Source organism: Sedimenticola hydrogenitrophicus (assembly GCF_029017505.1).
Lineage (GTDB): Bacteria > Pseudomonadota > Gammaproteobacteria > Chromatiales > Chromatiaceae > Sedimenticola > Sedimenticola hydrogenitrophicus_A.
Map to the genome: position 1 here is coordinate 256,911 of NZ_JAQGEI010000001.1, position 12,625 is coordinate 269,535.

A 12,625-nucleotide genomic window follows, 5' to 3' on the forward strand; every position below is an offset into this window, starting at 1 on the left:
CTCAGGTCTCCTGCTTCTTGAGCAGCGCGGCGGACAGCCCGATCAGGATCGGCACGGCGAGCGCCAGCGGGAGAAAGGCGGCATGCAGGTCGGAGAAGTTCAGGGCCTTCGAGAAGGTGCCGCGTGCAATGGTCAGGAAATGTGTGGTCGGATAGACCTCGCCGATCAGCCGGCCCATCCCTTCCAAGGACGACACCGGGTCGATCATGCCCGAGAAATTCGCCGCCGGCAGGATGGTGAGCACCGCCGTGCCGAAGATCGCCGCGATCTGGCTGCGCATGAAGGTCGAGATGAGCAGACCCACGGCCGTGGCGGCACCGACATAGAGCAGCGCGCCCGCCGCCAGCGTCAGGAAACTGCCCTTCAGCGGCACGCCGAAAACCGTCACCGCGAGCAACGTGAGCAGCAGGAAGCTCAGGAAAGACAGCACCACATAAGGCAACTGCTTGCCGAGCAGGAACTCGAGCCGCGTGGTGGGCGTGACGTAGAAGTTGGTGATCGAGCCGAGTTCCTTCTCTTGCACGACGCTGAGCGCCGCGAGCATGGCCGGGATCAGCATGAGCAGCAGCGGGATCACTGCCGGCACCATCGCCACCAGGCTCTTGACGTCCGGGTTATAGCGGAACCGGGTCTCGATATTGACGAGCCCCGCCAAAGCCTCGCCGTAGCCGGCTTCCCGCGCCTTGGTCGCCAGCCAGTGGGCATGAATCCCCTGCACATAGCCGCGGACGGTCTCCGCCCGCGTGGGCATGGCGCCGTCGATCCAGGCGCCGATCTCGACCCGCCGGCTCCGGGCGATGTCGCGCGCGAAGCCCGGTGGGATCTCGATCGCCAGACTGATGTCGCCCTCGCGCATTCGCCGGTCGAGATCCTCGTAGTCGGTGATCGGCGCCCGCTCGACGAAGTAGCGGGAACCGGCGAGGTTGAGCGTATAGTCGCGGCTGACGGTGGTCTGGTCGCGGTCGAGGACCGCGAAGGTGAGATCCTCGACATCGAGGTTGATCCCATAGCCCATCACGAACATCAGGATGACGTTGCCGAGCAGCGCCAGGGTCAGCCGGATGGGATCGCGGCGCAGTTCCAGCGCTTCGCGCCGGGCGTAGCTCGCCATGCGGCGGGGATCGAAGAACCGGCGACCGCCACTCGACCCGCCATCATCGCCGTTCGCGCCCTCGGCCGCGCGCGGCGCGGCAGCGGCCCCGCCTTCGCCAACGGCGTCCTCGAGGTAACGGATGAAGGCCTCTTCGAGGCTCTCGACACCCCGCTGCTGTATGATCCCCGCCGGCGTATCGGTGACCAGCACTCGGCCGGCGTGCATGAGCGAGAGGCGGTCACAGCGCTCGGCCTCGTTCATGAAATGGGTGGAGATGAAGACGGTGACGCCGTCACGGCGCGACAGCTCCACCAAGATGCGCCAGAAGGCGTCGCGCGCCACGGGGTCCACGCCGGAGGTGGGCTCGTCCAGGATCAGCATCTGCGGCTTGTGGATCATGGCGACCGCAAGCGACAGGCGCTGGCGGACGCCGAGAGGCAACTTCCCCGGCAGACTGTCGAGGACCGCGCCGAGGTCGAAACGTGCGGCCATCTCCTCGACACGACCCGGAATGTCGCCGGGCGCGACGTGAAACAGGCGCGCGTGCAGCGCCAGGTTCTGGCGCACCGTGAGCTCGGTGTAGAGCGAGAAGAACTGCGACATGTAGCCGACGCGGCGGCGCGTCGCCAGATCGTGCGGGTCCACTTCGTGTCCGAACAGCCAGGCCCGACCTTCGCTCGGCGGCAGCAGGCCGGTCAGCATCTTCATCGTCGTCGTCTTGCCGCAGCCGTTGGAGCCGACGAAGCCGAAGATCTCGCCGCGCCGGATGCGGAAGGAGACATGATCGACGGCGGTGAACTCGCCGAAGCGCATGGTCAGATCCCGGGCCTCGATTGCGGTATCGTCATCGTCTTCCGGCCGCGGCGGAATCTCGACCGCTCGATAATCCCGGCGCCTGTCCTCCTGCAGCAAGGCGATAAAGGCCGCGTCCAGCGAGGTCGTACGCGTCTGCCGTCTCAGGCCTTCCGGGGTGTCCACAGCCAGCACCCGCCCGCCGTCCATTGCCGCCAGCCAGTCGAAGCGCGCCGCTTCCTCCATATAGGCCGTGGCCACCAGCACGCTCATGCCGGGCCGGGTGCGGCGGATGCCGGCGATCAGCTCCCAGAACTGCCGCCGCGACAGGGGATCGACGCCGGTGGTGGGCTCGTCGAGGATCAGCAGGTCCGGGTCGTGGATCAGCGCACAGCACAGGCCGAGCTTCTGCTTCATCCCACCGGAGAGCTTGCCGGCCGGGCGGTCGAGGAACGGCTTGAGCCCGGTGGCCTGGGTCAGCGACACGATGCGCCAACCTCGCTCGCCGCCATCGTGCCCGAACAGGCGGCCGAAGAAATCGAGGTTCTCGAAAACCGAAAGCGTCGGGTAGAGGTTGCGGCCCAGACCCTGCGGCATGTAGGCGATGCGCGGACAGGCCATTCGGCGGTAAGGCGCATTGCTCATGTCGCCGCCGAGCACCTCGACCGTTCCCGCCTGAACCTTCCGGGCGCCGGCGACGAGCGCCAGCAGGCTCGATTTGCCGACGCCATCCGGGCCGATCAGCCCCGCAAGGCATCCGGCCGGGATGGCGAGATCGACGGCGTCGAGCGCGTGCACCTTGCCGTAGCGCAGGGACACATCGCGCAGGCGCGCAACCGCCGCCGCGCCGCCGCCATCCTCGATCTGAGCATCCAGATCACGGCTCATTGCGGCAGCCGGGTCTGCAGTTCAGGCGGCCACTCCACCCGAGGGTCGAGCCGTACATAGGCCATGCCCGGCAGACCGGTCTTGACCTGGTGGAGGTGCTTCCTGAGCAGGTCCGGGTCGATCCGCGCCTTGATGCGGAACATCAGTTTCTGCCGCTCCTCGGCCGTCTCGACCGTCTTGGGCGTGAACTGGGCGACGTCGGCGACGAAGGAGATTTCGGCCGGGATCACGTATTGCGGGGCGGCATCCAGCACGAGTCGCGCCTCGGTCCCCAGCGCGACCCGCCCGGCCTGTTCGGTCGGTAGGAAGAAGGTTATGTAGACATCGGTGAGATCGACCATGTTCAGCACCACGCCGCCCGGGGAGAGCACCTCGCCGGGCTGGGCGACGCGGTACTGGACGCGGCCGTCGCGCGGCGAGATCAACACGCTGTCGTCGAGGTCGGCCTGGATGCGCTGGAGGGTGGCCTGGGCGGCTTCGACCGCCGATTGCGCAGCGACGACGTTCGATTTGGCTTGGCCGATGGCGGCCTGTGCGGCCGCGGCCTGAGCCTTGGCGGCGGCGACCGCGGCCCTCGCCGCCTCTGCCGTGGCCCGGTCGTCGTCGAGCTGCGCCTCGGAGATGGCGTTCTTCGCAGCGAGCTCCCGGGTGCGGGCGAGCCGCTTCCGGGCCGCGTCGAGCTCCGCCTCTCTCTGGGCGATAAGCGCCCGGGCGGCCTCGGCCTCGGCCTCGCGCTGCGTGACCTGGCTCGTGGCCGTCTCGACCGAGATCCGGGCGCGCTGCAGCTGCGCCTCGGCCTCCCGGAGCTGCGCCTGCAGGACGGCCGTGTCCATCCGCGCCAGCTCCTGCCCGGCACGGACGAAGTCACCCTCGTCGACCCCGATCTCCTTGACCCGGCCCGCGGTCCTGGCTGCGATATCGATCTCGACCGCCTCGATCCGGCCGTTGGCGCTGGCGATCCCCGCCGGCGGCGTCGGCGGCTGGAGAACCTGCCAGGCGGCAACGGCCGCGACGACGGCCAGCGCAACGACCGCGATCCATGGCCACCGGCTCTTGAACGCTTCAGGCATCCCCTCTCGTCTCCCGTAAGCCTGGCCCCGGCGCGCCTTGATCTCTCCCAGGCCCTGCGCCCCGCCTGTTATTCATACCGCGTGTCCTTCCTGCGTTGATCGGACACGGGTTTTGCCCCACACTGACCCTAACGAACGTTAAGTAAGGTGAGGCGATGAGTGTAAATCAGGCGGCCACAGATGTCGACCGGCGTGCGTGCATCCTGACGCAGGCGATTCCGTTGTTTGCGGCAACGGGTTACAGCGGCGTATCCATGCGGGATATCGCGCGTGCCGTGGGCATCAGCAAGGCGGCCATCTATCACTATTTTCCGGACAAGCAAGCCCTGTACCTCGCCGCGGTGGAACATGCCTTTACCGACAAGGTCGAGGGCATCCGGCGGGCGCTGGCGGGCGGCGGAACGGCGATCGAGCGGCTTGAACGTTTCGTGGAACGGTTCACGGCGCTGGCGGCCGGCGATCCGGACTTCCGCGCCCTGCTGCAGCGGGAACTGGTGGACGGTGATGAGACGCGCCTGAAGCTGCTCGCCGATCAGCTGTTTCTGGAGCCGTACGAAGCGATTGTAGCCCTGGCAAAGGAATTGGCCCCGGATCTCGACCCCTATCTGTTGGCCAATTCCGTGGTGGGTTTGGTGCTGTTTTGTTTTGAGACCCTCCCGCTGCGCCGCCACCTGCCGGGACGCAAACCGGAGCACGAGAAGCCCAAGACCATAGCCAAACACGCATCGACACTGCTCGTCCGGGCACTCGGGGTGGAGGCTGCGGAGCCCGACGGAGGGCGTTCCGGGTAAAGGTATTGCACGGGATGAAACAAAGACGGGGCGTCAGCAATTAAAAATGTAGTACGCCCCTGATCGATATTGCTAGATCTGAACTTGGAGGCGCGATGATGAAGGATATTGATGTTTTACGCCGGTTAGCCGGGCAGGACATTTCAATTGAACTGGACGACGGGGTTCTGATTCTCGATTTCGGACACGACGTTTTCCCATTCCTTACGGACCTGGAAAAACGCGAGCACTATTTCAAGATCATGGATGCCGCAGATAATGCAGATGATGTGAAGGTTGTGCTCTCGCTGGCAGAACCCAATAGCTTGGGCGACGAGACTTATGACGGATATCTGCGAAAAACCTGTGGCACAGATGCCGATCTGGGCAATCTCGGAGACTCATGGGACTTCAAAGGGAATACTGATCGCTTGAGGCAACTGTGTTTTCACCGCTATACCATTGAGCGAAGAGTGGCTTCCAAAAAGATCATTATTGACGGCCTGAGAGGGGCTATCGTCACGCCTTTTTTCGGGGGAACCTTGTCGGCCGACCTCAGATATGCCACGCCCGATATGCGTTTCTCGCTGATCCATAAGAAGTATGGCCTTCATCCAAGTGGGGCCCTGGCCTTTTTTCTGCCGAGATATATAGGCAAAGGAAGGGCCATGGAGTTGATGTTGACGGCTGATTCCATCGATGCGGAACAGGCGCTGGAACTCGGGCTGATCAATGCCATTCTCCCGGCCGAAGATTTCGTGTCTGAATGTATTAAACGGGCGAAAAGTATAAGCGGCATAAACCTATCAACGCTTGAATCTACCAAGTTGTTGTCAACACCTTATAGGAAGGAACTGGAAGGCCATTTCAAGACAGAAGAAAGCCTCGTGGGCTATTCCTGGTAGGCCAAATTGTGATCTATGCAATATATGACGGCTGGGAAAGATGAGAATGACTAAGCGCAGCGCCACTGTCGGAGTCGGTCCAACGTTGGCCGCCTGTGTGTTTGGGCTTGTTGTCTGGATGACGATGAGTGATGAAGCGCATCCCGGTTTGCTAATCGCCAGTGGCCGGATTGAGGGCGGATCATGGGGCGCCGGAATGCCCCGCATGGTACAAGGCAATCGCGGTTTTGTTGCCAAGGGATGGTTTCGGAGCGGTGCGTTCCGGGACCCCGCCGGGGAAGCGGCTCAGGATGGACCGCCCCGGTGTTCACTTTACTAGGAGCGAAAAGGAGAAAGAGCCATGACGAAACGTAAGCAGACAAGTAAAACCGAAGCCGAGGCACGCGAAGTAGCCACCGCCGAGTCGGTCGCGCAGATGGATCGTGACGAGATGATCGCGGTCGCAGCCTATTACCGAGCCGAACAGCGGGCTTTCGAGCCGGGTCACGAGCTCGAGGACTGGGCGCAAGCCGAGAAGCAGATCGACGCCTCGCTCCACGCGCATTGAACGAGATGCCGCGCTGCAATCGAGCGCGTGTACTGAACCCCGGGCGGGGTGGGCTCGCCCGGCGCCGGTCTGAGCGTTGGGTGACCTGTCCGATAACAACACCGCCGTTGTGCTCGGACAAGGTGCCGGATGCAAGAAGGTGAGAAGATTAAACAGGCATGTTAAACGCAGCATCATCGTTATTATCGGCCTGATATCGCCCATGCGCTACTTCATGGATTTCGGCTACCAAGTGCTGTTCAAGGGCAACGGGTTCACCTATGTCTGGCCGATGTAACGGGCATCCTGGTTCTGGGCAGCGGGCTGTTCGCGGTGTGGCGGTTCCGGCGGCTGCTGTGAGGAGATTGTCCCGATGACCAATCGCCTGCGCATCACCGTCGTGCTCACCGTCCTGTTCCTGCTGTACGCCGGCATCCAGCTCTATGCGGTCGCCAAGGCCCAAGCGGCGTTCGCGCTGCCTGGCCCGGTCGCCGCCGGTCTGGTCGTCTGGGTGGGGCTGATGACCGTGCTGCCGCTGCTGCTCTGGAGGCTCGAGCGGCGCGGCGGGCACCGGCTGGTGGTGACCGGCGCCTGGGTCGGCTACAGCTGGATGGGGTTCGCGTTCCTGTTCTTCTGGATCGCGCTCGGCGTCGATCTGCTGGCGCTGGCGGCGAGGCTGTGGGAGGCGGGGCCGCGACTCACCCCGCGGCAGTCGTTCCTGCTGGCCAACACGCTGACCCTCGGCGTGGCCGGCTACGGCTTCGCCGCGGCGCGCCGCCCGCGCATCGAGCGCGTGACGCTGACCACGCCAAAACTGCCGGAGCCGCTGCGCATCGTGCTGCTTTCCGACGTCCACCTGGGCGCGATGCTGGGCCGACGCCGGCTGCGGCGCATCCTGGCCCGGGTCCGGGAGCTCGATCCGGACCTGCTGCTCTCGGCCGGCGACCTGGTGGACGGTCAGACCGACCGCCTGAACGGCCTGGCGCCGCAACTTGCGGAGCTCGCGCCGCGGCTCGGCAAGTTCGCGGTCACCGGCAACCACGAGTTCTTCGCAGGGATCGAGCGCGCCCTCGACTTCCACGCACGCGCCGGCTTCACGGTGCTGCGCGGCACGGCGGTCGAGATCGGCGCGCTCACGATCGCCGGCGTGGACGATCCCACCGGCGCCATGCTGGGCGTGGCCGTGCACCGCGACGAGCACGCGTTGCTCGCCGGCCGGCGGCCGGGTTTCACCATCCTGCTCAAGCACCAGCCGGTCGTGGACCCGTGGGCCGCCGGCCGGTTCGACTTGCAGCTCTCCGGCCATGTCCACCACGGGCAGATCTTTCCGTTCGGCCTGCTGGTGCGCCTGAGCTACCCCATGGCCACCGGCCTCACGCGGCTCGCCGGCGGCTGGCTGTACGTGAGCCGCGGCACTGGCACCTGGGGACCGCCGCTGCGGGTACTGGCGCCGCCGGAAATCACGCTTATCGAGCTGCGTCCCGCACAAGTCGAGACACTCTCGATCGCGGCTTCGAATCCAGCGGAAACCAACCGTGAAAAATTTACCCAACCCTGTTCAACAAAAATGGTGCTCGCATGATTTCCCGCACACGGCAACAAGGACGAGAGCCACCGCTTACGATGGATCCCCATAGGTCGGGTAATCGGTATAGCCTTTCTCACCAGGGGTGTAAAAGGTGTCGAAATCGGGCGCATTGAGCGGCAGGCCCTTGCGCCAACGCGCGGGCAGATCCGGGTTGGCCAGAAAGCTTTGGCCCACTGCAATCAGCTCCGCCTTGCCGGCATCGAGATCGGCCAGGGCGCGCTGGGCGTCATAGCCGCCGACCAGGATAACCGGGCCCTTGAAGGCCTCGCGCATGGCCTGCTTGATACGCTCCGGCACCTCTGGTGCGCCCATGGCCGAGTGATCCACGATGTGCAGGTAGGCCAGGTCCAGCTTGCCGAGCTGCCCGGCCAGATACGTGTAGTCCGGGTCCATCTCGGCATAAGGCGGCATGTCGTTGAACACCCCGTAAGGCGAAAGCCGAATGCCGACCCTCGCGGCGCCGATGGCCTCGGCCGTGGCCCTGGCCACCTCCAGCATGAAGCGGGCACGGTTTTCGATGGACCCGCCATAGGCATCCGTGCGCCGGTTGGAGGTGGGGCGAATGAACTGTTCCAGCAGATAGCCGTTGGCCGCGTGCAACTCGATCCCATCGAAACCGGCCGCCATCGCGTTTTTCGCTGCGTGGACGAACTCCTCGCGGGTAGCGGCGATCTCATCGAGGCTCATCTCATGGGGTACCGGATGCGGTTGCGGGCCGGCGGTGTCGGTGTGGATTTCTCCGGCGGCGGCGATGGCCGAAGGCGCCACCACCCGCGCGCCCGCCGGCAGGTGCTTCGGGTGTGCGATGCGGCCGGTGTGCATGAGTTGGGCAAAGATCTTTGCTCCCTTCGCGTGCACCGCCTCGGTGACCGACTTCCAGCCCTCGACCTGTGCGGCGGAGAACAGGCCGGGGATGCGCGGATACCCCAGGCCGTTGGGCGAAGGGCTGGTGCCTTCGGTGATGACCAGGCCCGCCGAGGCGCGCTGCGCATAATATTCGGTCATCAGGGCATTGGGAATGTTGCCGGTGGCGCGGTTGCGTGTCATCGGCGCCATCACGATGCGGTTCTGCAACTGAAGGCCCGCAACCGTTGCCGGTGAGAATAAATCCCGATCGTTACGACTCATGCTTTTCTTCTCCTTATTGATTTGATGTTGATTTTGGATCACCCGATCGTCGAAATCGACGCGAAGCCTGGCCTCGGCCGGCCCGCCGATACGTGCCGGGTCCCGGCTGCCGGCGGTCACGTGCTTCGCCCCGCGGGCGGCGAGCGCATCCAGAACCCGGGTCCCGAGTTTGCCCGAGGCGCCGGTGACGAGGATGCGGGTGTCGCGAAAATCGGCCATGGTGCCTCGCTGGTGGTTACTTTCGATTACCTGATAGATAATAGGAACCTGAATTCGACCGCACAAGGAGGCACGTTGATGTCACGAGGTTACGGCGACGATACCGTTCAGGTCTCCCCGGAGTTGCACGCGCCACTGCCGTTGCCCGCCCACGGCGAGAGCTGCCCGGTGCGCGACGTGCTCGACCGGCTGGGGGACAAATGGTCTGTGCTGATCCTCGTCACGCTGGCCCACAGTCCCCTGCGCTTCAACGCGCTCGCCCGCACCGTGCCCGACATCTCCCGCCGCATGCTGGCCGAGACCTTGCGCCATCTCGAACGCGACGGCCTGGTCTGGCGCGAGGTCACCCCCACTACACCCCCGGCGGTGAGTTACGGCCTCACTGCGCTCGGTGCTTCCCTCTTGCCACCGCTCACCGCCCTCATCAAATGGGCAGAGGAAAACCAGCCAAAGATTGCCGCCGCCCGCGCGACTTTCGGAGCGCAAGCCGTAGCGGAGAACCCGGAACAGCCCGGGTAGATCGCGTATAGGAAAAATCAATGCCCTCTTTCCCCGAGTCGAGCGGCATCTCCTCGCCTCATGAACCGAGAATTTCGGCCTGTTTCCCTCCCGCAGTGATCGTTTGTCTCGAATGACTTGAGGATTGATGCTATGGCTTCTGTACTCGCCACTGATGTCCCCGAAAGCACGGGTACCACCATATGATATGGAGTGGCTTGCTCGATTATGTCCTCGACCACTGGATGTTTCTGGTGGCATTCGCGCTCATCATGGCCGTGGCGGTGATCTATGTGCTAATGAAAGACTGAGGATATTTGTGATTTGACGGGTTTCATTCCTCGGACAGTGGTGGTTCTGGGACTGGCATCGATGTTCAATGATACCGGCAGCGAGATGATCACTCCGCTATTGCCGCTTTTTCTCACGGTAACGTTGGCACCAGGCCGGCAGCGGTCGGACTTGTTGAGGGCCTGGCCGAAGCCACCGCGAGTATCCTCAAACTGATCTCCGGTTGGTTGGCCGATCGCGGCTGGAATCCCAAGCGGTTGGTTGTGTGCGGCTATACCGCCTCCAATGCCGCACGGCCTCCCATCGCCTTGGCAGTGGGATGGGCCTGGGTGCTGGTCCTGCGTTGCCTTAACCGCGTTGGTAAGGGATTGCGTACCTCGCCGCGCGATACGCTCGTCGCCGCTGCCGTCGATACACGGGCGCGGCGTCATGCTCGGACCACTGCTGGCGTTCATGTTGCTTCAAGCGGGCGTCGAGATGCGGCAAGTGTTCCTCGCATCGGTAGTGCCGGGGACGTTGGTCATTGCATTGCTGATCCTGGCACTGCCCGCGCCGGTTACGTCGGATGGTGCGGAGGTGCCACGACTTCGTTGGCGTGCACTCGATGCCCGCGTCCGTGGCCTCATTCTTGCCGCCGGCGGACTGGCCTTGGCCACCGCAGCGGAGGCTTTCCTGGTGCTTTGGGCAAGCTACAGAGGGCTGGAGGTGGCCTGGGTACCGCTGTTGTGGGCCGCCGCGCACGCCATGCGCGCCCTGGTTTCGACTCCGGCCGGCGTTCTTCCAGACCGCATCGGTCGCACCCCTGTCGTGATCATCGGGTGGTTTGCCCGCATCGGGTTGCTCCTGGCCTTCGCGGTGATCCCGGATTGTCCCCTGTTGGTCTGGACGCTGTTGCTCCTATACGCGGCAGCGACCGCGTTCACGGAAGGAGCAGAACGCGCCCTCATCGGAGATTTCGCGCCCCCGCGAACAGCGCGCGACAGCCTTTGGTATTTATCATCTGGTCTCCGGTCTGCTCGTACTGCCGGGGGCGGTAGTGTTTGGATCTTTGTGGCAATGGATCGGGTTGGAAGCCGCCTTTTTCACTGCGGCGGCTGTTACAGTGATATCCGCTGTGGGGTATCTGATGATAATCCGCAGATGATTGGCACGCGAAAATCTGCTCTTTCTCGATCGGTATCGGACCGATCACGATCGATACCTACCACGGCGAGTACACCGAAGCGTCTGCAAGACTGGTGCAGCGCCTCAAGGCGCATTTCGGTGAAAGCGCTTTATGTCGGCTAGACAACAGATGGAGACACCGATCCGAATCGAATACCTTGGCGATTTCCCTCAGTTTGTGCCGGTTATCGCGCGGTGGGTGTTCGACCAAAATCCGGCTTGATCGTCAGATAGATGCCCGCCAGAATCATCGCGCCACCGGGCATCGTCCATCTGGACGGCGGCTCATCCAGGAAGACCAAGGCGAACACGGCCGCAAAAACGGGGGTCGACAGCCGGATCGTTGTCGTAACCAGCGGGTGCAGGCGCTTCGATCTCATGGCAGCTCATCCCGCGAGCCGACATGCCACTCGATTCTGTCCATGGCGGCCAACACCGGGGCGGACTCGTCGGCGTCCAGTTCGGTCAGCGGGGTCCGCATGCGCCAGAAATACGCCTCCGCGTCCTCGATGGGCGCGCTCCAAAACCCGACATCCTCCACGCAGTATCGGACATGGAGTGCGATTCCAACAAAGTCACTACCAACCATCGAGAATAGTTCATATCCGGCGAGCGCCGCGCCAAATCGGGGGAGATCTCCGTGTCCAAAGCAAGCCCGGTAGGCGTCGAGGTATGCCGTCATTGGCGGCGCAATCACGAGTTTCTGTAACTCGACACCCATGCTTGCAGAAAGCGCCTAAATTAGGTTTCGCCTGACCCTAGCGGCGAGAAAGATGGCGGTGGCTTCGCCACGGCCATCGAATGACTGGATGTTGGTGCGTTTTCGAGCAGCAGGGTGTACTTGATCACCACGTCCAGGTCGAAGAACTCCACCATCTCCAGCGAGCGCCAGATCTCCTCCCATCCGCCGCCCAGGTCAGGGCGGTCCAGGACGTCCACCAAGGTGCGCTCCAAGCTAGTTACACGAACGGATAAAGCCGGCGCGATCCACCTCTTTGACGGTGAAAAGCTGGTTCGCGGAGGCCGCAAGCTTCGTCGGAACCGCACCGGTCGGAACCGGTGGGAGCAAGTCACTGGCCGTTTAGTGTAGCTTTTATGCGGTGTTATTTAAAAATATCTTTGTTAAACAATAGATTAACACCTGTTCGGCAGGAGTAATGGGCAATGGGCGCTAAGAATTAAGTTAAATAAAACAATGGGTTACAACAAAAAACACACTATTGAAGCAAGGGGCTGAAAAACTGTAACCTGTAGTGTAGCTTTTATGCTGTTGATATTAAAAATATCCATGTAAAACAATGGTACAACACCCCTGCATCATTGGGGTGTGGGTGGGGCTGGCGGTGTGGTTCATGGTGCTGTGCGGTGGTTGTGGTCCGGTTTGTCGGGTATGGGTCTATTCGAAGCTGTAGTGCTTCTCGACCGGCTTGAGGATCTTCCAGGTGCAGGAGAGGCCGGCCGGAAAGGTGACCAGATCGCCGCGGCCGAAGCTCTGGGGCTGGCCGCCGTCCGGGGTCACCTCCACCTGGCCGCGCAGGAAGTAGCAGATCTCGGTGCGCTCATAGCGCCAGGGAAACTCGGAGATCTCCTTCTCCCAGATGGGCCACTCGAAGACGCCGAGGATCTCCAGCTTGGCCGGCGAGGCCTTGTGTTCATAGAGGATTTGCATAGGCGGCTTCCGGGTTGACGGTTC

Annotated in this window: 14 protein-coding genes; 7 read left to right on the forward strand and 7 right to left on the reverse strand. The window is 63.2% G+C overall.

What is annotated here, in order from left to right:
- Window position 1 precedes the first annotated feature (1 nt).
- Both rbbA and O9K64_RS01130 read right to left on the reverse strand, forming a co-directional pair.
- The gene (gene rbbA / locus O9K64_RS01125; protein ID WP_275096229.1) at window positions 2-2,773 is read right to left on the reverse strand and encodes a ribosome-associated ATPase/putative transporter RbbA; all 2,772 of its coding nucleotides are present in this window, start codon (window positions 2,771-2,773) and stop codon (window positions 2-4) included.
- Entirely contained in the window at window positions 2,770-3,843 is a 1,074-nt protein-coding gene (locus tag O9K64_RS01130; protein WP_275096230.1) for an HlyD family secretion protein, read from the reverse strand. Before O9K64_RS01130 ends, rbbA begins: the two co-directional genes overlap by 4 nt.
- 155 nt (window positions 3,844-3,998) lie before the next feature.
- On the opposite strand from O9K64_RS01130, the gene O9K64_RS01135 reads away from it, so the two are divergent.
- From O9K64_RS01135 to O9K64_RS01155, 5 genes are all read left to right on the forward strand, one after another.
- Entirely contained in the window at window positions 3,999-4,634 is a 636-nt protein-coding gene (locus O9K64_RS01135; RefSeq protein ID WP_275096231.1) for a TetR/AcrR family transcriptional regulator, read from the forward strand.
- Window positions 4,635-4,729: 95 nt separating this feature from the next.
- Entirely contained in the window at window positions 4,730-5,518 is a 789-nt protein-coding gene (locus tag O9K64_RS01140; RefSeq protein ID WP_275096232.1) for an enoyl-CoA hydratase/isomerase family protein, read from the forward strand.
- Window positions 5,519-5,858: 340 nt separating this feature from the next.
- The gene (locus O9K64_RS01145) at window positions 5,859-6,065 is read left to right on the forward strand and encodes a DUF2934 domain-containing protein (protein WP_275096233.1); all 207 of its coding nucleotides are present in this window, start codon (window positions 5,859-5,861) and stop codon (window positions 6,063-6,065) included.
- A 139-nt stretch (window positions 6,066-6,204) separates the two neighbouring features.
- Window positions 6,205-6,342: a hypothetical protein gene (locus O9K64_RS01150; protein ID WP_275096234.1), complete on the forward strand. Its 138-nt coding sequence runs from the start codon at window positions 6,205-6,207 to the stop codon at window positions 6,340-6,342.
- 75 nt (window positions 6,343-6,417) lie between these two features.
- Window positions 6,418-7,626, forward strand: coding sequence for a metallophosphoesterase (locus O9K64_RS01155; protein WP_275096235.1), 1,209 nt, complete (start codon window positions 6,418-6,420; stop codon window positions 7,624-7,626).
- A 36-nt stretch (window positions 7,627-7,662) separates the two neighbouring features.
- On the opposite strand, the gene O9K64_RS01160 is transcribed toward O9K64_RS01155, so the two are convergent.
- The gene (locus O9K64_RS01160; RefSeq protein WP_335342209.1) at window positions 7,663-8,979 is read right to left on the reverse strand and encodes an alkene reductase; all 1,317 of its coding nucleotides are present in this window, start codon (window positions 8,977-8,979) and stop codon (window positions 7,663-7,665) included.
- 78 nt (window positions 8,980-9,057) lie between these two features.
- On the opposite strand from O9K64_RS01160, the gene O9K64_RS01165 reads away from it, so the two are divergent.
- Together O9K64_RS01165 and O9K64_RS01170 are read left to right on the forward strand one after the other, a co-directional pair.
- A complete protein-coding gene (locus O9K64_RS01165; RefSeq protein ID WP_275096236.1) occupies window positions 9,058-9,498 on the forward strand; it encodes a winged helix-turn-helix transcriptional regulator in 441 nt (146 codons plus the stop codon).
- A gap of 555 nt (window positions 9,499-10,053) precedes the next feature.
- Window positions 10,054-11,055, forward strand: coding sequence for an MFS transporter (locus tag O9K64_RS01170; protein WP_335342210.1), 1,002 nt, complete (start codon window positions 10,054-10,056; stop codon window positions 11,053-11,055).
- A gap of 62 nt (window positions 11,056-11,117) precedes the next feature.
- Here O9K64_RS01170 and O9K64_RS01175 read toward each other — a convergent pair whose 3' ends face one another.
- The 4 genes from O9K64_RS01175 to O9K64_RS01190 form a co-directional block, all read right to left on the reverse strand.
- On the reverse strand, window positions 11,118-11,312 hold the full coding sequence (locus O9K64_RS01175) for an EamA family transporter (RefSeq protein ID WP_275096238.1): 195 nt from the start codon (window positions 11,310-11,312) through the stop codon (window positions 11,118-11,120).
- Entirely contained in the window at window positions 11,309-11,521 is a 213-nt protein-coding gene (locus O9K64_RS01180; RefSeq protein ID WP_275096239.1) for a hypothetical protein, read from the reverse strand. The genes O9K64_RS01175 and O9K64_RS01180 overlap by 4 nt, the downstream gene beginning before the upstream one ends.
- Before the next feature lie 152 nt (window positions 11,522-11,673).
- Window positions 11,674-11,874, reverse strand: a complete 201-nt coding sequence (locus O9K64_RS01185; RefSeq protein WP_275096241.1) for a hypothetical protein — start codon at window positions 11,872-11,874, stop codon at window positions 11,674-11,676.
- Between the two features lie 454 nt (window positions 11,875-12,328).
- On the reverse strand, window positions 12,329-12,601 hold the full coding sequence (locus tag O9K64_RS01190; RefSeq protein WP_275096242.1) for a cupin domain-containing protein: 273 nt from the start codon (window positions 12,599-12,601) through the stop codon (window positions 12,329-12,331).
- Between the last annotated feature and the right edge of the window lie 24 nt (window positions 12,602-12,625).